Annotated in this window: 26 protein-coding genes and 1 pseudogene; 17 read left to right on the top strand and 10 right to left on the bottom strand. The window is 65.5% G+C overall.

What is annotated here, in order from left to right:
* Positions 1–12 precede the first annotated feature (12 nt).
* A complete protein-coding gene (locus T333_RS32535; protein WP_496426888.1) occupies positions 13–525 on the top strand; it encodes an arginine repressor in 513 nt (170 codons plus the stop codon).
* A 17-nt stretch (positions 526–542) separates the two neighbouring features.
* Here T333_RS32535 and T333_RS32530 read toward each other — a convergent pair whose 3' ends face one another.
* On the bottom strand, positions 543–1,277 hold the full coding sequence (locus T333_RS32530) for a YncE family protein (RefSeq protein ID WP_496426887.1): 735 nt from the start codon (positions 1,275–1,277) through the stop codon (positions 543–545).
* Between the two features lie 357 nt (positions 1,278–1,634).
* Here T333_RS32530 and T333_RS32525 point away from each other — a divergent pair, with 357 nt between their 5' ends.
* The 5 genes from T333_RS32525 to T333_RS32505 all read left to right on the top strand — a co-directional run bounded on the left by T333_RS32525 (position 1,635) and on the right by T333_RS32505 (position 3,584).
* A complete protein-coding gene (locus tag T333_RS32525) occupies positions 1,635–2,066 on the top strand; it encodes an SRPBCC domain-containing protein (RefSeq protein WP_357255980.1) in 432 nt (143 codons plus the stop codon).
* Positions 2,056–2,385, top strand: a complete 330-nt coding sequence (locus T333_RS32520) for an ArsR/SmtB family transcription factor (protein WP_355004020.1) — start codon at positions 2,056–2,058, stop codon at positions 2,383–2,385. Before T333_RS32525 ends, T333_RS32520 begins: the two co-directional genes overlap by 11 nt.
* 16 nt (positions 2,386–2,401) lie before the next feature.
* Positions 2,402–2,914: an SRPBCC family protein gene (locus T333_RS32515; protein ID WP_496426886.1), complete on the top strand. Its 513-nt coding sequence runs from the start codon at positions 2,402–2,404 to the stop codon at positions 2,912–2,914.
* Positions 2,915–3,054: 140 nt separating this feature from the next.
* Positions 3,055–3,318, top strand: a complete 264-nt coding sequence (locus tag T333_RS32510; protein WP_496426885.1) for a type II toxin-antitoxin system Phd/YefM family antitoxin — start codon at positions 3,055–3,057, stop codon at positions 3,316–3,318.
* On the top strand, positions 3,315–3,584 hold the full coding sequence (locus tag T333_RS32505) for a Txe/YoeB family addiction module toxin (RefSeq protein WP_496426884.1): 270 nt from the start codon (positions 3,315–3,317) through the stop codon (positions 3,582–3,584). Before T333_RS32510 ends, T333_RS32505 begins: the two co-directional genes overlap by 4 nt.
* A 210-nt stretch (positions 3,585–3,794) precedes the next feature.
* Here the strand turns inward: T333_RS32505 and T333_RS32500 are convergent, their stop codons facing one another.
* Positions 3,795–4,193, bottom strand: coding sequence for a GNAT family N-acetyltransferase (locus T333_RS32500; RefSeq protein WP_496426883.1), 399 nt, complete (start codon positions 4,191–4,193; stop codon positions 3,795–3,797).
* 208 nt (positions 4,194–4,401) lie between these two features.
* Between T333_RS32500 and T333_RS32495 the strand changes: the two genes are divergently transcribed.
* Entirely contained in the window at positions 4,402–4,896 is a 495-nt protein-coding gene (locus T333_RS32495; RefSeq protein ID WP_496426882.1) for a hypothetical protein, read from the top strand.
* Positions 4,897–5,207: 311 nt separating this feature from the next.
* Here T333_RS32495 and T333_RS32490 read toward each other — a convergent pair whose 3' ends face one another.
* Together T333_RS32490 and T333_RS32485 are read right to left on the bottom strand one after the other, a co-directional pair.
* Positions 5,208–5,696 (bottom strand): hypothetical protein, encoded by a 489-nt coding sequence (locus T333_RS32490; RefSeq protein WP_496426881.1) that lies wholly within the window; start codon positions 5,694–5,696, stop codon positions 5,208–5,210.
* Between the two features lie 818 nt (positions 5,697–6,514).
* Positions 6,515–7,696: a hypothetical protein gene (locus tag T333_RS32485; RefSeq protein WP_496426880.1), complete on the bottom strand. Its 1,182-nt coding sequence runs from the start codon at positions 7,694–7,696 to the stop codon at positions 6,515–6,517.
* A gap of 484 nt (positions 7,697–8,180) precedes the next feature.
* Between T333_RS32485 and T333_RS32480 the strand changes: the two genes are divergently transcribed.
* The 7 genes from T333_RS32480 to T333_RS32450 all read left to right on the top strand — a co-directional run bounded on the left by T333_RS32480 (position 8,181) and on the right by T333_RS32450 (position 12,801).
* On the top strand, positions 8,181–8,780 hold the full coding sequence (locus T333_RS32480; protein ID WP_496426879.1) for a Uma2 family endonuclease: 600 nt from the start codon (positions 8,181–8,183) through the stop codon (positions 8,778–8,780).
* Between the two features lie 125 nt (positions 8,781–8,905).
* The gene (locus T333_RS32475; protein ID WP_496426878.1) at positions 8,906–9,436 is read left to right on the top strand and encodes a DUF3558 domain-containing protein; all 531 of its coding nucleotides are present in this window, start codon (positions 8,906–8,908) and stop codon (positions 9,434–9,436) included.
* Positions 9,437–9,451: 15 nt separating this feature from the next.
* Positions 9,452–9,844 (top strand): hypothetical protein, encoded by a 393-nt coding sequence (locus T333_RS32470; protein ID WP_496426877.1) that lies wholly within the window; start codon positions 9,452–9,454, stop codon positions 9,842–9,844.
* 5 nt (positions 9,845–9,849) lie between these two features.
* Positions 9,850–11,139: a hypothetical protein gene (locus T333_RS32465; protein WP_496426876.1), complete on the top strand. Its 1,290-nt coding sequence runs from the start codon at positions 9,850–9,852 to the stop codon at positions 11,137–11,139.
* Positions 11,140–11,221: 82 nt separating this feature from the next.
* On the top strand, positions 11,222–11,989 hold the full coding sequence (locus T333_RS32460; protein WP_496426875.1) for an ESX secretion-associated protein EspG: 768 nt from the start codon (positions 11,222–11,224) through the stop codon (positions 11,987–11,989).
* 153 nt (positions 11,990–12,142) lie between these two features.
* On the top strand, positions 12,143–12,385 hold the full coding sequence (locus tag T333_RS32455; RefSeq protein WP_355004005.1) for a type II toxin-antitoxin system Phd/YefM family antitoxin: 243 nt from the start codon (positions 12,143–12,145) through the stop codon (positions 12,383–12,385).
* Positions 12,382–12,801, top strand: coding sequence for a type II toxin-antitoxin system VapC family toxin (locus T333_RS32450; protein ID WP_496426874.1), 420 nt, complete (start codon positions 12,382–12,384; stop codon positions 12,799–12,801). Before T333_RS32455 ends, T333_RS32450 begins: the two co-directional genes overlap by 4 nt.
* Before the next feature lie 315 nt (positions 12,802–13,116).
* Here T333_RS32450 and T333_RS32445 read toward each other — a convergent pair.
* Together T333_RS32445 and T333_RS32440 are read right to left on the bottom strand one after the other, a co-directional pair.
* Positions 13,117–13,320: pseudogene (locus tag T333_RS32445) on the bottom strand (haloacid dehalogenase-like hydrolase); the annotation flags it as partial.
* Between the two features lie 229 nt (positions 13,321–13,549).
* Positions 13,550–13,702, bottom strand: coding sequence for a hypothetical protein (locus T333_RS32440; RefSeq protein WP_355004001.1), 153 nt, complete (start codon positions 13,700–13,702; stop codon positions 13,550–13,552).
* Between the two features lie 246 nt (positions 13,703–13,948).
* Here T333_RS32440 and T333_RS32435 point away from each other — a divergent pair, with 246 nt between their 5' ends.
* Positions 13,949–15,151 carry an argininosuccinate synthase gene (locus T333_RS32435; protein WP_141812801.1) on the top strand — a complete coding sequence of 401 codons (1,203 nt, stop codon included), beginning with the start codon at positions 13,949–13,951 and terminating at the stop codon, positions 15,149–15,151.
* A gap of 234 nt (positions 15,152–15,385) precedes the next feature.
* Entirely contained in the window at positions 15,386–16,807 is a 1,422-nt protein-coding gene (gene argH / locus T333_RS32430; protein ID WP_355004000.1) for an argininosuccinate lyase, read from the top strand.
* Between the two features lie 217 nt (positions 16,808–17,024).
* On the opposite strand, the gene T333_RS32425 is transcribed toward argH, so the two are convergent.
* The 4 genes from T333_RS32425 to T333_RS32410 all read right to left on the bottom strand — a co-directional run bounded on the left by T333_RS32425 (position 17,025) and on the right by T333_RS32410 (position 20,732).
* Positions 17,025–17,579 carry a Uma2 family endonuclease gene (locus tag T333_RS32425; RefSeq protein ID WP_496426873.1) on the bottom strand — a complete coding sequence of 185 codons (555 nt, stop codon included), beginning with the start codon at positions 17,577–17,579 and terminating at the stop codon, positions 17,025–17,027.
* Between the two features lie 250 nt (positions 17,580–17,829).
* Entirely contained in the window at positions 17,830–18,591 is a 762-nt protein-coding gene (locus T333_RS32420) for a 2-phosphosulfolactate phosphatase (RefSeq protein ID WP_496426872.1), read from the bottom strand.
* Between the two features lie 266 nt (positions 18,592–18,857).
* A complete protein-coding gene (locus T333_RS32415) occupies positions 18,858–19,529 on the bottom strand; it encodes a hypothetical protein (protein WP_355003997.1) in 672 nt (223 codons plus the stop codon).
* A gap of 111 nt (positions 19,530–19,640) precedes the next feature.
* Positions 19,641–20,732, bottom strand: a complete 1,092-nt coding sequence (locus T333_RS32410; protein ID WP_496426871.1) for a HEAT repeat domain-containing protein — start codon at positions 20,730–20,732, stop codon at positions 19,641–19,643.
* An 83-nt stretch (positions 20,733–20,815) separates the two neighbouring features.
* Between T333_RS32410 and T333_RS32405 the strand changes: the two genes are divergently transcribed.
* Positions 20,816–21,139, top strand: coding sequence for a DMT family transporter (locus T333_RS32405; protein WP_355003991.1), 324 nt, complete (start codon positions 20,816–20,818; stop codon positions 21,137–21,139).
* Positions 21,140–21,143: the final 4 nt, after the last annotated feature.

Genomic DNA, 21,143 nt, shown 5'->3' with positions numbered 1-21,143 from the left:
CGAGGCGCAGGCATGAGCATCGATGCGACGGTGCCCGGCAAGGGCCCCGCGATCGCCCGCACCCGCGCGGGCAGACAGTCGCGCATCATCGAACTGCTCTCCGCGCACGCGGTGCGCAGCCAGACCGAACTGGCCGCGCTGCTGGCCGCCGAAGGCATCGAGGCCACCCAGGCGACCCTCTCACGCGACCTCGACGAACTGGGTGCGGTGAAACTCCGCGCGGCCGACGGCGGCGCGGGCGTCTACGTCGTCCCCGAGGACGGCAGCCCCGTCCGCGGCGTCACCGGCGGCACCGACCGCCTCTCCAAACTCCTCGGCGACCTGCTCGTCTCCACCGACGCCAGCGGCAACATCGCCGTCCTACGCACCCCACCCGGCGCCGCCCACTACCTCGCCAGCGCCTTGGACCGCGCCGCCCTCCCGTACATCGTCGGCACCATCGCGGGCGACGACACCATCGCCGTCATCGCCCGCGAACCTTTGACCGGCGCCGAACTCGCCACCCGCATCGAACAACTCGCCTGAGTGGCTGCGGTTTTCGCTTACTCGGGCGCGAGAACTTCGATGGTCGGGCGGGGCTCGGCGAACGGGATGTACACATGATGGGTCGTCGGGTCGACGGCGATACCACCCATGGAGGAACTTCCGGACCGGCGCACGCGGCGCGACGCGGTGACCTGGCGGCTCTCGGTGTCGATCATGGTGACGCTGTCCGTCATATTGGTGACGTAGACGGTGTGCTCTGCCGGATCGACCGCAATCGCCGCGGATACGTCACGCCCCAGCGAGACAGTCCCTGACAGGGAACGCTTTTCGGTGTCGATGAGCGTGACGGAGTGCGCCGCGAGATCGGTCACGTAGGCCGTGCGAGTCCCAGGGACGATGGCGATGCCCTGCGGGTCGTCGGTGACCGTGATCGTGTCGGTCACGGTGTAGGTGCCGGTATCGACGACGGTGACGTCGTTCCCGTTGACGACCCAGAGGTGGTGGGTGTTCGGGTCGACCGCCAACGCCAGGGGGTTGTCGCCGACCGGAATCGTGGCGACGAGGGCGCTCGTTCCGGTATCGATGGCCGTCACGGTCCGGTGGTAGCGGTTGGCGACGTAGACGACGTGGCGTTCGGGGTCGATCGTGACCGCGAAGTGGTCGCCTCCCGCCTCATAGTTGTCGAGATGGTCTCGAGGGAGTTCGTCTGCCTCGGGGAAGCGCAGCCGCCGACGGAAATCCCGATGACGACCGCAAGGCCGATACCCCCGATTAGCCTTGCCCTGAAGCACATTCGCAGAAATCTAGCACCGCCGAGCCGAAGTGCAGCGCCCCGCCGCACTACCCCGTGCGCCGCGGTTTGCTCGGCGTGATCGGGCAGTGCGGTAGTCCGGCACACAGCGACGCCTGCTGATCCCGAGTTCTGCGATTCGTCCTCGATTCCCTGTCGGATCGGCCCGAGGGGGACGACTTCATCCCGATGTCGGCACGGTCTCCGCGCGCAGCTTCTCGATCGGGCGGGTCGGCTCGGCGGGCGCCTGCCAATGCTGGATAGATGCTGCGAACCGCAGTAGGAATTTCGCCCCTTGATGCAACCACCCGGTTGCTATAGTCTGATGCAACCAGTTGGTTGCTATATAGGAGGCGCTATGGGATTCCCTGATCAGATCGCCCGGACCATCGAGCTCACCCACCCGCCCGCGAAGGTGTGGGCGGCCCTCACCACCGCCGAGGGGCTGGCGAGCTGGTTCGGCGACACCGCCGAGATCGACCTGCGGCCGGGTGGGGACGTGCGGATGACCTGGACCGAGGGCGCGGCGGCGCACATGCGGGTGGAGCGGGTCGAGGAGCCAACGGTGTTCGGCTACACCTGGCCGATCCACGGGCTGCCCGACGACGACCCGCGGCGCACCTACGTGGAGTTCACCCTCGAACCACACGGCGACGGCACCCGCCTCACCGTCGTGGAGTCCGGGTTCGCGCAGCTGCCCGACGACGCGCACAAGGTGGCGTTCGAGGGCAACGTCGATGGTTGGAAGAGCGAGCTGGGTGAGCTCGTCGAGTACCTCGATGCGGCCTGAACTGGAGGCCACCGCCGAACGGGTCTTCGTCGCGCTGGCCGATCCGAGCAGGCGGTCGGTGCTGGCCGCGCTCGCCGCGCACGGACCGGCCACCGCGACCGACCTCGCCGATCGTCTGCCCATCACCCGTCAGGCGATCGCGAAACACCTTGCCCTGCTGGCTGATGCGGGTCTGGTGATCGCCGAACCCGGTGAACGGCGCCGCGTGCGCTATCGCCTCGACTCCGCACCGATGCAGGTGGCACAACAATTCCTGGCCGCCCTGGCACGCGATTGGGACGGCCCGCTGGACGCGCTCCGCCGGCATCTGGACGGCTGAGCGGGAAGGAAAGACAATGAGCGACAACGATTTCACCGTCACCATAGCCGTCGACAAGACGCCCGCGGAGGTGTTCGCCGCCATCAACGATGTGTGGGCCTGGTGGTCGGAGACCATCGAGGGCAGCACCGGAACCGTCGGCGACAGCTACCTTTTCGAGGTACCCGGCATCCATCGCTGCACAATGACGACCACCGAATCCGTGCCTGGCCGCCGCTTGGTCTGGCATGTCACCGACTCGTGGCTCGCGTTCGTCGCCGACACCACCGAGTGGGAGAACACCGACGTCGTCTTCGACATCACCGAAACCCCCGAGGGCACCGAACTGCGTTTCACCCATGTGGGTTTGGTGCCGACGGGCGAATGCTACGAGGTATGTTCCAACGCCTGGGGTGCTTATGTCACCGGCAGCTTGCGAGGGCTGCTCACCACCGGGGAGGGGGATCCGTTTCGGCGCACCAGCACCGCCGAGTCGGAGTTGCGCAAGCACGGCAACGCCGACCTCGTCGACCTGGACAGGCTCGGCTGATCGGCCCCGCGGCGTGATCATCGTCGTAGTAGTAGTGCACCCGTTCGAACTATGGAAGACGGCAAAGTCTGTACCGAATTGAGTACGTGGTGGGGCCTGCTTGTAGGCAGAGCCGCAGAGTGGAGGTCATCATGCGCGCTATGCACGCCACCGAGGCGCGGGCCAACTTCGCGGCAGTGCTCGATGCGGCCACCGAGGACAACGACGAGGTCGTCATCACCCGCAGTGGTGACAAAGAGCCTGCTGTCGTCATCAGTCTGCGCGAATACGAGGCCCTGAAAGAGACGGCCTACTTGCTGGGTAGTCGGGCGAATGCTCGTCGTCTGATGGAGTCCATTGACAACGTGGAGCGCGGTCTGGTCGAACCGCGCCCCCTGACCGATGACGGAAGTGTCGAGGCATGAGCCGCAAGGTTCTGTTCGACGCCAACGGGTGGGAGGATTACCTCCACTGGCAGTCCGAGGACCGGGCCACTCCGAAAAAAGTGAACCGGTTGATCGAGGACATTCGCCGCAACGGCAATGCCGAAGGAATAGGCAAGCCGGAGCCGTTGCGACAGAACCTGTCCGGGTGGTGGTCTCGTCGGGCTACCAAGGAGCACCGCCTGGTGTACCGAGCTGATGACGATGTCGTTGTCATCATCTCCTGCCGTTATCACTACGACGAGTGAATCGCCCTCGGTTGACATCGGATGGCTGTGCGATCGCAGGGTCCCGTATCGGGGCCCAGCTCACAAGCAGATCTTCCGATGGCAACTCCTGGTAGAGTCGAGGGCGCGGATCTCAATCTGCTTGGGCGCAGGGCGAATTGGGGGGGTGTCCCTATGGTGTTGGTCAAGCTGGATCGGTCGTGGTTGGTTGTGCCGTGGTGGCGTTCGGTGTCAGTTCAGTCGTCGTAGGCCGGCGTTGGTGGTTCGGAACCCGCAGTTGTCGCGGTAGAAGCTGTTGAGGTGTGGTTCGTAGTCGACGTGGAGCCACTCGATACCGAGTTCGCGTAGGTCGCTGACGAGTGTCGTGACCAGGCTGGTTCCGATGCGCTGATGCTGGAAGTCGGGGGCGACCATGGTGTCGAGGAGGAACGCATGCCGACCTCCATCCCAGACCGCGTGCACGAACCCGACAAGCTGGTCGCCGACGAACGCACCGACCCATGACCTGCTGTGCCGTTCCAGGCGCGCTGTCCAAGGGCTCGGCTCGTGGTCACCGCCGAATGCGTCGGTGTGGAGGCGCGAGAGCACCTCATCGTCGACAGCGAAACGGATGCGGAGATCCGTGGTCATGCGGCGTCGTCCTCTCAGCGTAGGTCGTCATGACGTGATGTCACGTGATCGTGGCATCACGTCGATGCTGGGGCCAGCGGATTTTGGTAGGGCTGTTTGGTTTTGAGCATGGCGTAGAGGACGTCGCAGCGGCGCCGGGCCAGGCAGATGAGGGCGGCGTTGTGCTTTTTTACGTCAAAGCTTCCGAACTGATAGACGGAGCCTACACATGTCGATAGTCCAATGGAGGCGTAAGCTCGGGCGGTTCACCGGATTCAGCATCCTTGCCGTCGTCGTAATCGTGCCCGCAGCCTTGATTGGCCTGTTTATCTGGGGCACGATACGTGCGAAGCTGGACCCGCCCCCGGCGATGCGGCATGCCACCGCGACCGAAGTGACCGGATACGAAGCCGTCTCGACCACTAAGGCCAATCTCGACCGCCTGGTCGTTTCGAAGGTCTTCATCGGGCCCATGATCGACCGACCACAGGACCGCATAGTCTCCCCTGGTACGAGACTCGACGACATGGACAGGCCTGGTCCGCCGGGCGTCCACTGGCTTGTTTACGGTAAATACGCGGACGGTTGTCACATCAGCGTCAATCGCGTGGCCGGCGGAGTCGCCCTACGCACAGCCGACGGACTGTCGGACACCCAACGCGACGAAGTATCCCGCGGCGAAAAGCTGGTGCTGGTTGCGAAATTCGCGTGCGGGGAGGGTTAGGTCCGTATGAATACCTCGCGATGAACGAGGGCTCGTGCGCGAAAACCTCCGAATTGCTAAACGGAGCCTACACATGCCGGTAACGCGATGGAGGCGAAAGCTAGGGCGGTTCACCGCATACAGCGCACTTGCTGTTGTCATACTCCTGCCAGTGGTTTTCATCGGTCTGATGATCTATGCGAAGATGAATCCGCCCCCCGAGATGCGGCATGCCACCGCGACTGAAGTGACCGGATGCGAAACCATCTCCACTGAAAAGGAGGATCTCAGCGGTGGCTTGGTGGTTTCGCCCGACAACTCGGCGAAGCCTGTCATACTCTGCGGAACTCGAGGTGGACTATTCGAATATCCTGACTACGATCATCTACCGCGACTTGACGGATCGTACCTTTTCCTGGCGACGAAACGAGCGTATCCCGGGCTGACCGAACATTCGGCGACGACATTAGGTCGGGCCCTGCAATCGTCTCCGCGAGAAAAGGCGGATACGCCTTTTCGAAAGAGGCTTCGAATCCGGACTTCTCCAACATCCAGTCGAGATCGGTGGGGGACGTCTGCAGGGCGATCAGATACTTTCTGTTGCGGACGATCCGCCTTTCGACCAAGAGAATCTTCCCGCCAGCGGGAATCACCCAACCACCGAATTCGAGTGCCTCTTGTACCAGTTCTGGACTGGTCGAGGTCTCGACATCTGGCGCCGCCGCACGATCGATGATGCTTCCGCATCCAGTTCCGGCCAGCGATACCGCAGCAATCACGCCGACGACCAGAACGCGAAGCGCCCACCACGAGGCTGTCATCGGAATACCTCCCGGATCCGGGTCTGTGAGCATGTCATCGCGGTGGAGTGTGCCCGGGCCCAGCAGGCAAGTCGATTGAGCCACTCGCAGGTAGGGGCCCCTCGTAGTGCTTGATCGTCGATGATCCGTACATATCGAATTCCTTCGCCAATCCAGCCGTATGCAATGCGCCGAGCTCGCGATCAGACCATTCCGCGCCAGCAATCTCCGTCTTCTTCGTTCCATCCCAATTGTAGCGATCATATAGGTGGACTTGATAATCGAGTGTAATACGAGGCTCTGCGTGTTCTGCATTCAGCTCATAGACCGTGAGAGCCCCACAGGCGCACGCTTCGATCGAACCTATCGCGAGATACCAATCTCTATTCGTGAATGTGTAGTCTTCCCAACCCGACTGGAACGATGCAGTCACGCGGTCGCCGCCAGTTATTACCGATCTCGCGGCGATGCTCCGTACGAGTGTGGTAATTATAGTGTCGACGCGCCGCTTCAGTCCAGGGTCGTCATTCATAATCGTATCCGGGTCGAGGGTAAGATCTTTACCTGTGTTCCCGAGATAGTGTTTCAGATGACGACCAGCATTGGGCAGGCCCGCAGCGTCCGCACCAGCCGACGCAATGATCACTGTATCCAGGAACTTATAGTCGTCGTATCTGCTATACCATGGTTGGGAACCGTGTGGGCCTTGCCCCTCATCCGCGGGCGGAAACGGTGGCCGTCCCGGGATCTCGGGAGCCATCAGAGCCCTCTGATGATCGTTGTCATTGCCTCTTTCGTTTTCAATTGCGATACCGTGATCCTGCGGAAGGATGCAAAGACTAATCGGAAGTGGCTAGTCGAATAGCAGAGTCGATACTCTCTTCCCACCAGATATTGTCACCGAAGCCGTATCTAACGGAACCCACATCGACGACCACCCTGTTTGGTATTTCGAATTCACTTACGTTGAATGCCGGAGCCGTCCGCCCAGGTGAGTATTCCAAGGTTCGGGAGATCTTTTCGACAATCGCCACTACGGCATTTTGCCTCGACTCGGCCGATCTTTTCAGTGCCTCGACTGCCGCTGCGATTTCCGACCTGATCGTTTCTCTGATCGGCTGGTTCATATACGGCGCCCATATGCCGAGAGGGAAGGTGATTCCAAAATAGGTCATCGGCTGCAGAATTCCCGCAGTCAGGCCTATCGCCTGATTGTAGACCAGCCGCTCGAGACATTCGCCTGCGTTCTGGACGATCTTGGCCACGATCTCGAGGTCGGTGCTTCGCCCAGCCATCGACTGGCCCAGGGTGGTCACGCTTGCGCTGAATGCCTGCGACGCGTCCCCAGACCACTTGCTTTGCAGCCATCTGATTCCGTTGCCGAGATTCTCCGAGGTGACGTAGTCATTGATGCCGAGAAGGTCGATCCGCTTGCCGATCGCTTGCAGAGCCTCCCAGTCGGCTACCAACGGGGAAAGATAGGCAGATGTCGGCCTGACACCGACCGCTTCGCTGAGTCGATCGTCATAATTGGAGATTAGGTCGACACTCGCACTGACCACCTGCAGAATCATGTACTGGTTCTCTGGAACCTCGGGCAAGCTGGGAAGCTGCAGAGCGCCGAATCGGCTGACGCCTTCACGCCCACCTGCCGTACCTGCCGTACCTGATTCCCCTAAGAGGTTCGTCGACGTCGCCGATATCGCGGTCGCGAAGGTGTCGTCGGTCGCTTGGTACTTGGTAGCCGCCGTCGCGAGATTCGCGCACAGAGCGCCGATTGCGCTCCAATCAGCCTGCTGTGCTGCGGACACCACACTCTGAAATTTGTCGAACGACGGCGCGAGATCAGCCATTAGTCCAGTCGACCCTGCAGGCAGGTGCACACCTGACAGCAAACGCGAGGCGTTCGACGAGAAGGTCGTTCCGAGATCCTGCAGGTCTAAATCGAATCCCGCGAGACTCGAGAGGTCAACGGTGAAATCATCCATGCCTGGTCCGGAGCGCCCGGGCAGCATCCGCATCGGCTCGAATGATCGCTGTTCGATCGCTGCGGCAGCATGTGAACGTATTGCTATAGCGGAACATTGGACTGCACCCCCTTCGGGCGCTGATCCTACAGGAAACCTGTCGAGCGATCACGATTCAGCCGACAGCAGGTTCCACATGCATGAGTTCGCGAACCTGAGCGGGCGCGGGTGTGGTCGTGCGCGAACACAATCGCACCCGCCAAGCCCCGCGTCGCCCGTACCCGCGCTGGTCGGCGTCGCGCATCATCGAGCTACCCTTCGCGCATTCGGGGCGGCAGCCAGTCCGAGCCCGCCGCGCTGATGGCCGCCGAAGGTATTGAGTTCACCCAGGCGATCCTGTCGCGCCTGCGGGGCGCTGCAAGATTCACTCGCGCACGAGGACCGTTGCGGTTCGGTCCGATTCGCAAGCGGACGCCAATCAGCACAGGCGGGACCACCGCGAAAGGCAAGTCCGTGGTCGGGTCCGATTCGAACTGCAATGATGTCCGGTGTGAGCGCTCTCGACGTGCGTGTGACGGCCGAGGAGTTCGCCGAAGGGGCGACTGCCGAGCTCGGTGACATCGAGATCGTCGACGGGCGCGTGGTCCGGCTGGTAGCTCGGAGCCCGGTGCACAGCCGGGTGGTCCGGCGGCTGGCAGGGATCCTGGAAGCGGCCCGGCGCGGCGGCGGGCCGTGCATGCTGGTGGACTCCGACGTTGCCGCACGATTCGCCGACGCGGAATCCGCAACGGCGGATCGGCGGTTGAACATTCGCTACCCCGACATCTGTATCCGGGACTGCGAACCGTACGACGTCAACACCGTGCGCGAGCACATCCTGCTGGTGGTCGAGGTCACCTCCGAGTCGACCATTGATGCCGATATCAACGACAAGCGAATTCAGTACGCAACAGCAGGCATTCCCCGCTACCTGATCGTCCGGCGGGACCAGAAGGAAGAACGCATCGAAGAGATCGAGGAATACTTTCTCGACTGGTCCGGTCGCCGCTACGCTGCCCACACAGTCCATCGACGCGTATTGCTCCTCGACGATCCAGTCGAGGCGACCATTCCATTCGACGTATTGGAACAACCGTAGCGACCAGCCCGTGGTTCGGGTCGCCCGCCTTGCCGCGGAACCGCGGAGGTGGGTTCGGGCCGTCGGGGTTGGGGCTGGTGGGCTGATAGAGTCGGGTGTCGAAGTCGGCGATCGAAGGGGAGGGCATGGCGCGCAGGATCGCGGGAGTCGTTGTCGCGGCGGCGATCGTCTCTGTTGTGGCTGCTTGTGGTGGGACGACCGAGGGGTCACCGTCGACCAGTACCAGCGCCGCGGAGGCGCCGTTGTTCAACCCGTGCACCGGAATTCCCGATGATGTGTTGCGGTCGGCTGGGGTCGATCCGGCGACGGAGGAGAGCGGGATCGCGGGGGTGCATCAGCATGGGTGGGAGATCTGTAGTTGGAACGCGAAGAAGTACTCGATTACGGTCTACTCGACGTGGCGGACCGTGGCGGAGTTCGAAAAGAAGCCCGGTAACGTCGATTTCCAAGATGTCACCGTTGCTGGGCGACAGGGCCGACAGTTCAGGGTAGCGGGAGCTTCCAAGCATCTGGACTGTGATGTCGTGTTCCCTACTTCGCAGGGCGGTGTCCTGCAATTGCAGATCCTTGGCAATGTTTCGGAAGACAACCCGGAGGATCCGTGCGCGGTTCTGTATCGGGCTGGGGAGTCGATCGTTCCAGTTTTACCGAAATGAACGGGGGGTAAGTCGATGGCGGAGGAAACCGCGTCGCTGTGGCAGCGCTTTTCCGAGCAAGCTCGAGCCGGGGAGCTATACCTCGATGACGAGGCCGCGGCACTTAATGTGATAGCTGCCTGCACACAGCGTCTCAACGACCTCAATGAGCTGCGTAAGCTTGCCCGGCGCTGTGAGAACGTCTCTGGTTTCGGTAGATTCGACATGGCGGACATGCTGGCCGGGAAGTTCCGCAAGCAGGCCACGGGTACTGACAATTCGATCGATTCGATCATTACGAAAGATGTTGAAGTAGTTACGGACATGCGCGACATCATGGCCATGTCCATCGCGCGCCTCAAAAACCAGGACTACACGAATTCGGCGACGATCACCGCGATCATCGATTCCGTGGGGGACCCACAGTGACGGGCATGAACGGCGGCATGTTCAGTTGGAGCGCAGGGGATATGGGCTCCGCCATGCTGGAAGGTCTGACCGATTGGATCGCTGGCGAAGAGCGGGAACCGGGGATCAGGCCGGGAGATATTCAGGGGCAATTCAACCGGCAGCGTGAGGATGTCCGTGGCAAAGCCGACGATGCCGGTTTCGAGGGCGCGTTCCACCCGCAGGAAGTGCTGAAACAGGACGAGTTCGAGAAGGACGATGTCGCCACACTGCGCACCAAGGTCGACGCGATCAATCTGACGGCCGTCGGCGATCTGATCACCGCCTGGAAGGCAGTCGGCGATCGCGCTCGCGATTCGCTCAACACCTTCACGGCCGCTATCACCCGGCTGACCGAGGACGGAGTGTGGCAGGGCGCGTCGAGCGACGCCGCCGTCGCGGGGGTGCGCGACTACGCCACCCACGGCGCGCAGCTGCCCAACGCGGCGATCCTCACCAGCAACAAACTCGCCGAACTCAAAACAGGTTTGGAACCGACGAAGCTGCTGGTTCCACACGCACCGGACGACCGGTCCTTCACGGACAACGCGCGTTCGTGGATCGCGGGTCGCGGCTGGCGCAGCAACTCCGAAGCGCAGGACACCGCGAAGGCCGAGGCGCTGCGGGTGCTGACGACGGTGTTCGCTCCGGTCATCCGGGAATCGGACACGAATGTGCCGGTCCTTCCGCAGCCGTACAACCCGGTGCAACCCGGTGATAATCCGCCGCCAACCGGTCCCGGTCCCGGCCCGGGCGGCCCTGGACCAGGCCCCGGCGGCCCCGGCCCGGGCGGCGGCACCCAACCGGAACCGGACCCGGACACCCCCACCGACGACCCGGACAACTCGGATCAAACAAACCCGAGCGGAACCGATCCGACCTCGACCGATCCGGCGTCCACGAATCCGGCGTCGACTACTCCGGCGTCCACCCCCACGACGAACCCGACCGGCTTGCCCGATCGCCCCGGGCCGGGGCCGGGAACCCCGGGTCCGCCAGGTCCGGGCGGCACGCCCGGGGTGCCCTCGCCCGGCGGCTCCATCCGCGGGGTGCCGCTCACGGCCACCACCGGCGCTCCGGCTTCGGCGGCGAGTCCGGCGACTCGCGCGGCGATGAGTGGTTTGGGCGGTCTCGGAGCGCCCGGCGCGCGCGGCGGGCGCTCCGAGGAGGAGTCGAGCAAGGGCATCCCCGACTACCTGATCAGCAGGGAACACGGTGAGGAACTGACCGGGCTGAAGGACCTGCCCAAGGTGGTGCCCCCGGTGATCGGGGAGTGAGACGAAGCGCTGTTCGCCTGTGCACGAGCGTTTTTCGACAGGCCGCACAGTCACGGACGACGCGGCCGAATGGGGCGAGATCATGAATACCGTGCGACAGTGGCGGTTCACCGCGCTCGAATTCCGGACGCTGTGGGAATCCACGGGCCGCGACGTGCTGCCCTATCCGTTGCGCCACCAGTTCACCACCCAGTACCGCTCGGACAGCCTGCGGTTGCGGCAGGCGGCCGCGCTGGCGGTGCGGCCGCAGCTCGACGACGACCTGGTGCGGGCGGTGCACGTGCTGTTCGCGCCCGAGGCGCGCATCGAGCTGGCGGGGTACCTCGGCGTCCGGCGGGACCGTGAGTTGCGCGCCCACGCCGGCGTGCACGACGAGCACGGCGCGCTGGCCGTGCAGGAACACAGCGGCGACGGGTACGGCGACGTGACGCTGACGTTCCTGCCCGCCGCCCGAGTGGCTCGCGCGATCGTCGATGTGCTGCCGGAATACCCTGCGGGACAGCGCGAACCGATGACGATCCCGGTCGAAGAACTGGAGGGCCCGCCTCCCGCGGTGCGCGACGCGTGGCGGCCGACACCGCGCGAGGAGTTCGAGAAGTTCTTCGCTCGCCCCGTCCGCGCGACCATCCACGTCGGCGTCTACCCCTGGGGCAGCGCCGACAACCGGCACATCAAGGGCCGCAAGGACTTCCAGATCACGGACTTCGACGGTGACGGCCGCTACGTCACTTTCGGCACACGCATGGTCATCGCCAAACCCACCACTCGCGAACGCATGACGGCGACGGTGCACGAGATGATCGGCCGCACCGTCGAAGAAGTTCGCTCGGGTAGCCACCCGCCCCGCTGATCTCCCGGCGCGCTGCGTTCGGATCAGGCACAGCGCTACCGAGGTGCCGCTTCCGCTCCGCTCGATCGGGTAGCGCTGTCCCGCGGATGACGATCTGGTGTATCGAAGGGATATCCCCTAATGTAGGTATGTACCTACCTAGGGATGGTGTCGATGACCACGATGAGTGCTCGTGAGTTCAACCGCGACGTCAGTGCGGCCAAGCGCGCTGCGTCCCATGGTCCTGTCGTGATCACCGACCGCGGCGAAGATGCCTTCGTGCTGCTCTCGATCGAGGAGTATCGGAGGTTGCGGGCGGACAGTCAGGACCTGGTGACTCGGTTGAGCATGGAGGACGACGATATCGACTTCGATCCGGCTCCGCTGCGTATCGAGCTGAAGGCGCCGACGCTGTGACATTCCTGCTCGACACGAACGTCATCAGTGAGCTGCGGAAATCGTCGCAGGTGGCGGATCAGTCGGTTCGGGCCTGGGTCGCGGGGCGAAGGCCATCGGAGCTGTATTTGAGCGTCATCACTGTGATGGAAATCGAGGTCGGCATCGGCCGGGTCGAACGACGTGACTCGACCCAGGGAAAGCGGCTGCGAATGTGGCTGGAGGACAAGGTGCTCGACGCATTCGCGGGCCGGATTCTCGACCTGGACCTGGCAACCGCGCGCCGCGCCGCGCAGCTGCACGTGCCGGACCCTCGCCCCGAACGCGACGCCATGATTGCCGCGACGGCCAGCGAGCACGGCATGACGGTCGTCACGCGAAACGTCAAAGACTTCGGCCCGATGGGCGTGCCGCTAATTGACCCATGGGATGGGTGAGTAGGAGTTAGCGGGATCTGTGGTTCGCGGTCGATGCCCGGCACCGCCAAGCCCAGGCCCGCCCCGGCGGCGACGAACACCAGCGGGGCGAGCTCGGCGTGCAGGCGGCGTGTCGAGACGATCTGGACGGGCACCGGTCTCCCGCTGTCACTCGCGGGACAGCATGGCGACGGCTTCGCGTTCGAGGTCGACGTAGGGTTCGCCGCTGATGTCAACGGCCACCCGGTGCAGGGTGCCGCCGGTGAACTTCCACGGGAAGGTTCCGGGGTAGTCGTCCGTGACGGCCTCCGCGCTGTCACGACCCGCGTGGAGCCCTTCCCCCGCGGCCTGCCACGGCTGACGACAGCGCAACTCCGGGTCCTGCTCGGCCATGGCGACCAAGCGGCGCAGGATGAAGTCGAGCTGGATGGGCATCGGCTTCTCGCACCACAGCGTGCCGTCGTTGTCGAAGACGGCGACCCGATCCTCGGCCGGAACAGCGTCGGGCCCGGCGGTCACCCGACCGACGAAATCCAGGATGGCCTGTTTGACGTGGCCGTCGCGCCAGCTCGAAAGCGGATCGGCGGCCGGGGCCGGATCGGTGTGCGCGTTGTCTTCCTGGTTCGCCGCCGCAATGGATCGGCTCCTTCCTCGGCCGACTGCGCCTCCCGCGACACTGCCTCAGCCGAGTGGCCGCGCGCATCACCCGCGGCGGGCGAGGCGATCACCTGCGCGTCACCCCTGGTGGGATGCGGAATTCCGCCGCCCGTCAGGCGAAGGGATACTGCCCGCCTCCGGTGCCGGGACCCTGGTTCGGTGTGGTGATGTCGATGATGTCCTGGACGAGGTCGACGACGGCACGACCGATGTCGAGCACGTCGTTGCCGAGGGTGGAGAATTCCTGCGCGATGAGCTGGAGCATGTCGTCTGTCCTTCGGCCCGGTCGGCTGGGTACCGTCCTCCAGAGTGACACGGAATGCGTCCCCGACGGCGGGGAATGCCTGCGGTGAGGGCGCGGGCACCCCGGTTCTGAATGGGATTGCATCGTCATGCATAATCATTTGTAGAAGGGCGCGGGCCGCCTGACCTGCGCGCCGGCGCGACCGGCCGGGGGCCGCCGACGCGGCGCCCCGAGACACACCCGCACGAAACCGAGGAGCACACAGACATGTCCGAGCGCGTCGTACTCGCCTACTCCGGTGGGCTTGACACCTCCGTCGCGATCAGCTGGATCGGCAAGGAGACCGGCGCCGAGGTCGTGGCCGTCGCCATCGACCTGGGCCAGGGCGGCGAGGACATGAACGTGGTGCGCCAGCGCGCGCTGGACTGCGGCGCCGTCGAGGCGATCGTGGTCGACGCCCGCGACGAGTTCGCCGACGAGTACTGCCTGCCCACCATTCAGGCCAATGCCCTGTACATGGGCCAGTACCCGCTCGTCTCCGCGATCAGCCGCCCGCTCATCGTCAAGCACCTGGTGGAGGCCGCCAAGTTCCACGGCGCCACCACCGTCGCGCACGGCTGCACCGGCAAGGGCAACGATCAGGTGCGCTTCGAGGTCGGCATCGGCGCGCTCGCGCCCGACCTGAACGTGATCGCCCCGGTCCGCGACTACGCGTGGACCCGCGAGAAGGCCATCGCCTTCGCCGAGGAGAACAGCCTCCCGATCAACGTCACCAAGAAGTCGCCGTTCTCCATCGACCAGAACGTGTGGGGCCGCGCCGTCGAGACCGGCTTCCTCGAGGACCTGTGGAACGCGCCGACCAAGGACGTCTACGACTACACCGCCGACCCGACCGTCAACTTCGAGGCGCCGGACGAACTGATCGTCACCTTCGACAAGGGTGTGCCGGTCGCGATCGACGGCCGCCCGGTCAGCGTGCTCCAGGCGATCGTCGAGCTGAACCACCGCGCGGGCCGCCAGGGCGTCGGCCGCCTGGACATGGTCGAGGACCGTCTCGTCGGCATCAAGAGCCGCGAGATCTACGAGGCGCCCGGCGCCCTCGCGCTGATCACCGCGCACCAGGCGCTGGAGAACGTGACCATCGAGCGCGAGCTGGGCCGCTACAAGCGCCAGGTCGAGCAGCGCTGGGGCGAGCTGGCCTACGACGGCCTGTGGTTCTCCCCGCTCAAGCGCGCGCTGGACGCCTTCGTCCAGGACACCCAGCAGCACGTCTCCGGCGAGATCCGGATGGTTCTGCACGGCGGCAACGCGGTGGTCAACGGCCGCCGGTCCGAGCAGTCGCTCTACGACTTCAACCTGGCCACCTACGACGAGGGCGACACCTTCGACCAGTCGCTGGCCAAGGGCTTCGTGCAGATCCACGGCCTGTCCTCGAAGGTCGCCGCGCGCCGCGACCTGAACCAGAAGTAAGCGAGCATCCCGGCAACGAGGGTCGACGCCGACGCGTCGGCCCTCGTTCGTCGTGAACACGGGCGCGCAGCCGCGTCTGATGGACGTTTCACACACCGCGGGCGAGCGGGTCTGTCGTCCCGCCCGGTCCGGCGGCCCGCACCCATCGCGGCGGTGTCGGCCCCGGCTACCGTAGGGGCCGACGTGTTCGAGATCCGCACCGCCCGACCGACCCCACCGAGGAGACAGCACACGATGACGCAGAGCGGCAGCACGAACACCGGTGCCCTCTGGGGCGGACGTTTCGCGTCCGGACCCGCGGAGGCGATGGCGGCGCTGAGCAAGTCGACCCACTTCGACTGGGCGCTGGCTCCCTACGACATCCGCGCGTCCAAGGCGCACGCCCGGGTGCTGCACAAGGCGGGGCTGCTGTCGGAGACCGATCTCGCCGGGATGCTGACCGGTCTGGATCAGCTGGCCGCCGACGTCGCGTCCGGCGCCTTCGGTCCCGCGGAATCCGACGAAGACGTGCACGGCGCGCTCGAGCGCGGGCTGATCGAGCGCGTCGGCGCCGAACTCGGCGGCCGGCTGCGCGCGGGACGCTCGCGCAACGACCAGGTGGCGACCCTGTTCCGGATGTGGCTGCGCGACGGCGTGCGCCGGATCGCGGCGGGCGTGCTCGACGTGGTCGACGCGCTGGTCGCCCAAGCCGCCGCCCACCCCGACGCGGTGATGCCGGGCAAGACCCATCTGCAAGCCGCCCAGCCCGTGCTGCTCGCGCACCACCTGCTCGCGCACGCGCACCCGCTGCTGCGCGACATCGACCGGCTTCGCGATTTCGACCGCAGGGCAGCGGTATCGCCGTACGGCTCCGGTGCGCTGGCGGGTTCCTCGCTCGGCTTGGATCCCGAGGCGATCGCCGCCGAATTGAATTTCGATGCGGCCGCGGCCAATTCGATCGACGCCACCTCCGCGCGGGATTTCGCCGCCGAGGCGGCCTTCGTGCTCGCCATGATCGGCGTCGACCTGAGCCGGATGGCCGAAGAGGTGATCATCTGGAGCACACCGGAATTCGGCTACATCACGCTCGCCGACGCCTGGTCCACCGGATCCTCGATCATGCCGCAGAAGAAGAACCCGGACGTCTCCGAGCTCACCAGGGGTAAGGCGGGTCGTCTGATCGGCAACCTCACCGGTCTGCTCGCCACCCTCAAGGCCCAGCCGCTGGCCTACAACCGTGACCTGCAAGAGGACAAGGAACCGCTGTTCGATTCGGTCGCCCAGCTCGAGCTGCTGCTGCCCGCCATCGCCGGCCTGGTCTCCACCCTCACCTTCCACACCGACCGGATGGCCGAACTCGCCCCCGCCGGTTTCACCCTCGCCACCGACATCGCCGAATGGCTTGTGCGCCAAGGTGTCCCGTTCCGCGTTGCGCACGAGGCCGCGGGTGCGTGCGTCCGCGCCGCCGAGAACCGCGGCGTCGGCCTCGACGAACTCACCGACGAGGAATTCGCCGCCATCGACCCGGCCCTCACCCCTCAGGTCCGCGAGGTTCTCACCGTCCAGGGCTCCATCGCCTCCCGCAATGCCCGCGGCGGCACCGCGGGCACCCAGGTCGCCCTCCAGCTCGACGAGGTCCGCGCCGCGGCCGCGGCCGCCCGCACCTGGTTGCACTGAGCGTTTCGACCGGCGGCCGATCGGCATGCCGTCCGACCGGCCGCCGGGTCAGTCGGCGCGGGCGAATGCGCTGTCGGTGCGGAGCGGGACGGCCTCGCTGACGTCTACTTCAGTCGGACGGTTCGTCCCCCGTCGGCACATGGCTGAACCGAGCGTCGGCCCGTGTCGGAAGCGGGGCCAGCGGCGGGCGTCGTGAGCGGCCCGCCACCGTCGCTGTTCAGAGGAATTCGGCCGTGTCGAGTTCGAAGTCGAATGGTGCCGGAAGGTGTAGCGGCGCACCGAATTTGGCGGTTGCCTGTTGAGTGTACTGGCCGTGATCGGGTGCCCAGAAGACGGTCACTTCGCCGTGATGGCGGTCGACCAGGAGGTACACCGGAATTGCCGCCTGTGCGTAGGCGTCGCGCTTCTCGACGCGATCGACCTCGGCATCGCGGTCGCGGCCGGACGTGATCTCGACGATCAGCAGGACGCCGGACGCATCGGCCCACGATGGCTCGGCCCGGAAATAGCCCCGTGGCGCGACCGCTCCGTCGACTCGCGAGCGGCCCTCGCGGTATGCGGGGATACGCAGGCCACGCTCGTGAAAGAACTCGAGCCCGGTCGAACTCAGGATCTGGTTGCGAATCGTCGCGGCGAACTCGTCGCGCTCGCCGTCGGGAACGGGTACCACGTAGATCCTTCCGTTGATCAGTTCGACCGATACCTCCTCCGACGACGCACGCTCCAGTACCTCGAACTCCGCAAGGCTCACGTCGGCGTCCTGGATACTCATGTGCCCAGGATAACGGGGTGGGGGACGGTCGGAGCGCGACTCGTGCCCGGCGATGATCGCCACGGGGACTCCTCTCGAGCAGGGATTGTTCTGTCTCGGAGTTGGACGGGGTAGGCCGCCTGCTGGTTCCCCTGGTGTGCACGACACCCGGTGTGTCCTCACGAAAAGGTCGTGTCGGTGTGACGACGCCCCGTGCAATCGCGTCACCAGCCCGTCGTCGGCCAGCTCGAGGTTTTGCGCCGTAGCCGGGTCACTCGGCGGGGGCGAATGCGCCGTCGGTGCGGAGCGGGACGGAGTCGCTGACGTCGACCTCACCGGCGATGGCGACGTCTTCGGCGAAGCCACCATCGCGGAGTTCGCGACCGGACGAGCAGTCCGCCAAGGTGGCGCCGATATCGCCGGTCGATTCGAAAGCCGTTCTGGCGATGGTCGATTCGGGCGACAACGGCCCCGCGCCCGCGCTCGCCAACGCGGAGACGACCGCTCCGGCGCCCAGCAGATCTTCGATGCTCGGACGCAACGCGTCGCGTCCGGGCCATTGCTCGCCCGCTGCGATCACGGCGACGGGCCGATCCGCTGTGCCCCAACCCTGTCGGCGGATCCATCGGGCGACGGCGGTCGCGTTGCGCAGCGATGCGGCAAGCACTGGAATCCCGGTGACGGCAGCGGAAATGGCCGAACCGTTGAAAGACGGAAGGACGAGTCGAGGCACCGTCGGGGCGCGGCGCAGCGCCGCGGGCGACAGCGACCAGGGCCGCTGCTCGGTGACGACGCGGCGGCCGACGGCGAGCACCGCGTCCTGGGCTTCGGCGAAGTCCGTCGCGCGATCGTCGCGCCAAGGGAACGGAAAGACGCGAGTACCGGCGTCGACCGCGACGCTGACCGACGTCGTGAACGACAGCACGTCGACGACCACCACACACGCGCTGCCCGGCGTCAGCGCGAGCGCCCCCGCCACACCCCACTCGCAGCGAACGCCGAAGGACCGCTGCTCGAACCATGTTTCTCCCACCACCAAACTGTTCTAACAGAGGGCTGCCCTGAACACAGTGCGGCGCTCGTCTACGGACCCGGGGCCGACGCGGCCGCCATGAACGCCGCTGTCCGACGCTGCCTCGACAGGGCTGGATTCGAAGTCGCGCGCGGATCGCATGCCGCCCCTGCTTTGCCCGGGCGGGTCGCCGCGCTGCGAGTCAGACGGTGGATGGCCGGACTCGAACAGGCGACTTCGGACGAATGGTCCCGCTGGGTGGTCAGACGCGGACTGCCTCGCCGCCGTCAGTGGGCGCGGCGTTCGATCAGGGTGGCCAGGTGGAGGACGGGTGCGGCGAGGTCCGGGATGGCGTCGGGGTCGCCGAGGCGGCCGGTTTGGTAGCTGAGGAGCTCGTGGCCCGCGAGACTCCAGCGGGGGACGACGCCCTCCAGATGGGCGGCGATCAGTTGGGGGCCGACGAGCAGGCGGGCGTAGTTCGTGTCCACTGCGGTCACGCGGAAACGGTGGTCGAAATCGCGATGACCGGTGGTGACAGGTACGTCGCTGAACAGGGCGCTGCCGGGCTCGGAGAGCGCCGCGACATCGACGACCGCCACCGGCGGATAGGGCCGTTCCAGCAGCACCACCACGACAACGAAGCGGTGGGTGGTCGTGTGGACGATCTGGCCGTTCCAGGCGCTGGTCTGGTAGGAGTAGTCGGCCACGGTGACCTGGTGGCCCCCGAGCTCCCCGGTCAGCGTCGCACCGAGCCCAGTCGGATTGCGCCCCGGCAGCCGCGCGGTCCACGGCACCAGCGGCGCCATCTCGAACCGCCAGCCGTGCGGTGTACCCCACTCACTGAACGTCTGACCAGCAGCCCGCCTCCTGCGCACGCGCAGCGGCAGCAACACCCCGAAACCCGCCGCCAACAGCACGGCCACGAACACGATCAGACCGATCCGGAACGCTTCCACCACGGGTCATCACATCCCTCGGTCGACGGACCCTCCCATTGTCCGCCGACTCACGAGGCCGCGCAGCCGTGTGAGCTATGGCAACGGTCGCCATCGGTGCTCCGCTGGGCGTCGTCAGATCTCCTCGGGAAGTTTCTTGATCACGCGAGTGGCGAGCTTGCGGGTGTAGGAGCTGGGGTCGGTGAGGAACGGCTCGATCAGGTGGCGCGTACCGGGTGCCTTGATCCGGCCGAGGACTTCGATCGCGTAGTTCCGGGTCTGCGGATCATGCAGGTAAGACGTGACAATCGCCAGCGCGCGGGGGTCTTTGCCGCGTCCGAAATAGGTGAGCAGTCCGGCCACGATCTCGTTTGGTTCGGGTTGTTCGGCGATGAGGCCGGCGATCAGATCGAATTCGCGAGGTCCGGAGACGGTGGCCAACGCGCGGGCTGCGCTGTAGCGCTGGAAGTGATCAAGCGCTGGGCTGCGCCGCAACTGCTCGGTGAGTAGTCGGATGGCATGGGCGTTTCCCCGGCCGGAGCGGTCGTCGAGATTGCTGATCAGGTCCGTGTGGATGGCCAGCTTGTGGGGTGCACGAGTCCCGGCAACTCCGCGACCTTCCGGGCCGGGGATTCGTTCATCGAGATGTTCGAGCCAGTCGAGATACACCGGGATCGCCTGCGGCAACGGCCTCAACTTGTTCAGCGGGCTGAGAGTGTACGCGCGGACGCCGACTGCGGCGAGGTCGCGGACGAGCCGTAACTCGAATCCGTCGCGACCGTCGTGGAGGCTGGACGGGAGATTTTCGAGCCAATCATGCTGATCCGGCATTCCCGGGTAGGCGCGGTGCACGATGGGGGGATTGCCGAGGCTGTCGGCCATCGTCGCCGCGTCATAGCTTGTCGACGACGGTTGGCTGGTCGCCGATGGCGGAAGAGTCACTGCGGGCGCGTCGGCAGCATGCTTCTCTGCGAGAACGTGCCTGCTGCGGGCCAGCAGCTGTTTGCGGTACTGATAAAGCCCATCCAGCTGCCGGTCCATCTCCCGGCACCATTCGCGAAGCTGCACGGCGTGGTCGGGCGCATTGCTTGCCATTTGCTCGACCCGTGCTATCGCGGCGGCGATCGCCCGGGCGAGGTCGCCGACGCGGGTACCCAACGTCGCGAGATCCCGTGCCACCCGCACCGGATGAGCGGGTCGATCTCCGGGTTCAGTGTCCGTCGCCATCGTCGAGCTCCTTCCGAATCAGGGTGATCCTGCATTCCTCAGCAGCCGGGCAGCCGCGCGGTCAGCGGCACTAGGCTGCCGCCATGACCTTGCTGCTGCTCGCGCTGGCGATCGCCTCCGAGGTGACCGCGACCGTTTCGTTGAAGTTCTCCGAGGGATTCACCAAGCTGGTTCCGTCCATCGTGGTGGTCATCGGTTATGGCGCGGCGTTCTTCTTCCTTGCACAGGCGCTGAAGCGGGGCATGCCCATCGGAGTGGCGTATGGCATCTGGTCGGCGGTGGGGGTCGCCGCCATCGCCGTCATCGGGGTTCTCTTCCTGAACGAACGACTCACCCTGGTGCAGGTCGGCGGCATCGCGATGGTGATCCTGGGCGTGCTCGCCCTCGAACTCGGCGGGTCGCACTGACCCG

This window comes from Nocardia sp. CNS-044, from assembly GCF_059570515.1.
Note: the sequence above shows the minus strand (reverse complement) of the source record. Positions and strands in the feature narration are given on the sequence as shown.

What these genes read in the sequence shown, in the direction of transcription:
- T333_RS32480 (WP_496426879.1), top strand. Translation starts at nt 8,181, where the DNA reads ATGATGTCCGGTGTGAGCGCTCTCGACGTGCGTGTGACGGCCGAGGAG.
- T333_RS32440 (WP_355004001.1), bottom strand. Translation starts at nt 13,702, where the DNA reads ATGCTCCAGCTCATCGCGCAGGAATTCTCCACCCTCGGCAACGACGTG.
- argH (WP_355004000.1), top strand. Translation starts at nt 15,386, where the DNA reads ATGACGCAGAGCGGCAGCACGAACACCGGTGCCCTCTGGGGCGGACGT.
- T333_RS32515 (WP_496426886.1), top strand. Translation starts at nt 2,402, where the DNA reads ATGAGCGACAACGATTTCACCGTCACCATAGCCGTCGACAAGACGCCC.
- T333_RS32485 (WP_496426880.1), bottom strand. Translation starts at nt 7,696, where the DNA reads ATGCGGATGCTGCCCGGGCGCTCCGGACCAGGCATGGATGATTTCACC.
- T333_RS32455 (WP_355004005.1), top strand. Translation starts at nt 12,143, where the DNA reads ATGACCACGATGAGTGCTCGTGAGTTCAACCGCGACGTCAGTGCGGCC.
- T333_RS32435 (WP_141812801.1), top strand. Translation starts at nt 13,949, where the DNA reads ATGTCCGAGCGCGTCGTACTCGCCTACTCCGGTGGGCTTGACACCTCC.
- T333_RS32490 (WP_496426881.1), bottom strand. Translation starts at nt 5,696, where the DNA reads ATGACAGCCTCGTGGTGGGCGCTTCGCGTTCTGGTCGTCGGCGTGATT.
- T333_RS32505 (WP_496426884.1), top strand. Translation starts at nt 3,315, where the DNA reads ATGAGCCGCAAGGTTCTGTTCGACGCCAACGGGTGGGAGGATTACCTC.
- T333_RS32520 (WP_355004020.1), top strand. Translation starts at nt 2,056, where the DNA reads ATGCGGCCTGAACTGGAGGCCACCGCCGAACGGGTCTTCGTCGCGCTG.
- T333_RS32465 (WP_496426876.1), top strand. Translation starts at nt 9,850, where the DNA reads ATGAACGGCGGCATGTTCAGTTGGAGCGCAGGGGATATGGGCTCCGCC.
- T333_RS32525 (WP_357255980.1), top strand. Translation starts at nt 1,635, where the DNA reads ATGGGATTCCCTGATCAGATCGCCCGGACCATCGAGCTCACCCACCCG.
- T333_RS32470 (WP_496426877.1), top strand. Translation starts at nt 9,452, where the DNA reads ATGGCGGAGGAAACCGCGTCGCTGTGGCAGCGCTTTTCCGAGCAAGCT.
- T333_RS32425 (WP_496426873.1), bottom strand. Translation starts at nt 17,579, where the DNA reads ATGAGTATCCAGGACGCCGACGTGAGCCTTGCGGAGTTCGAGGTACTG.
- T333_RS32495 (WP_496426882.1), top strand. Translation starts at nt 4,402, where the DNA reads ATGTCGATAGTCCAATGGAGGCGTAAGCTCGGGCGGTTCACCGGATTC.
- T333_RS32500 (WP_496426883.1), bottom strand. Translation starts at nt 4,193, where the DNA reads ATGACCACGGATCTCCGCATCCGTTTCGCTGTCGACGATGAGGTGCTC.
- T333_RS32405 (WP_355003991.1), top strand. Translation starts at nt 20,816, where the DNA reads ATGACCTTGCTGCTGCTCGCGCTGGCGATCGCCTCCGAGGTGACCGCG.
- T333_RS32410 (WP_496426871.1), bottom strand. Translation starts at nt 20,732, where the DNA reads ATGGCGACGGACACTGAACCCGGAGATCGACCCGCTCATCCGGTGCGG.
- T333_RS32510 (WP_496426885.1), top strand. Translation starts at nt 3,055, where the DNA reads ATGCACGCCACCGAGGCGCGGGCCAACTTCGCGGCAGTGCTCGATGCG.
- T333_RS32460 (WP_496426875.1), top strand. Translation starts at nt 11,222, where the DNA reads ATGAATACCGTGCGACAGTGGCGGTTCACCGCGCTCGAATTCCGGACG.
- T333_RS32475 (WP_496426878.1), top strand. Translation starts at nt 8,906, where the DNA reads ATGGCGCGCAGGATCGCGGGAGTCGTTGTCGCGGCGGCGATCGTCTCT.
- T333_RS32535 (WP_496426888.1), top strand. Translation starts at nt 13, where the DNA reads ATGAGCATCGATGCGACGGTGCCCGGCAAGGGCCCCGCGATCGCCCGC.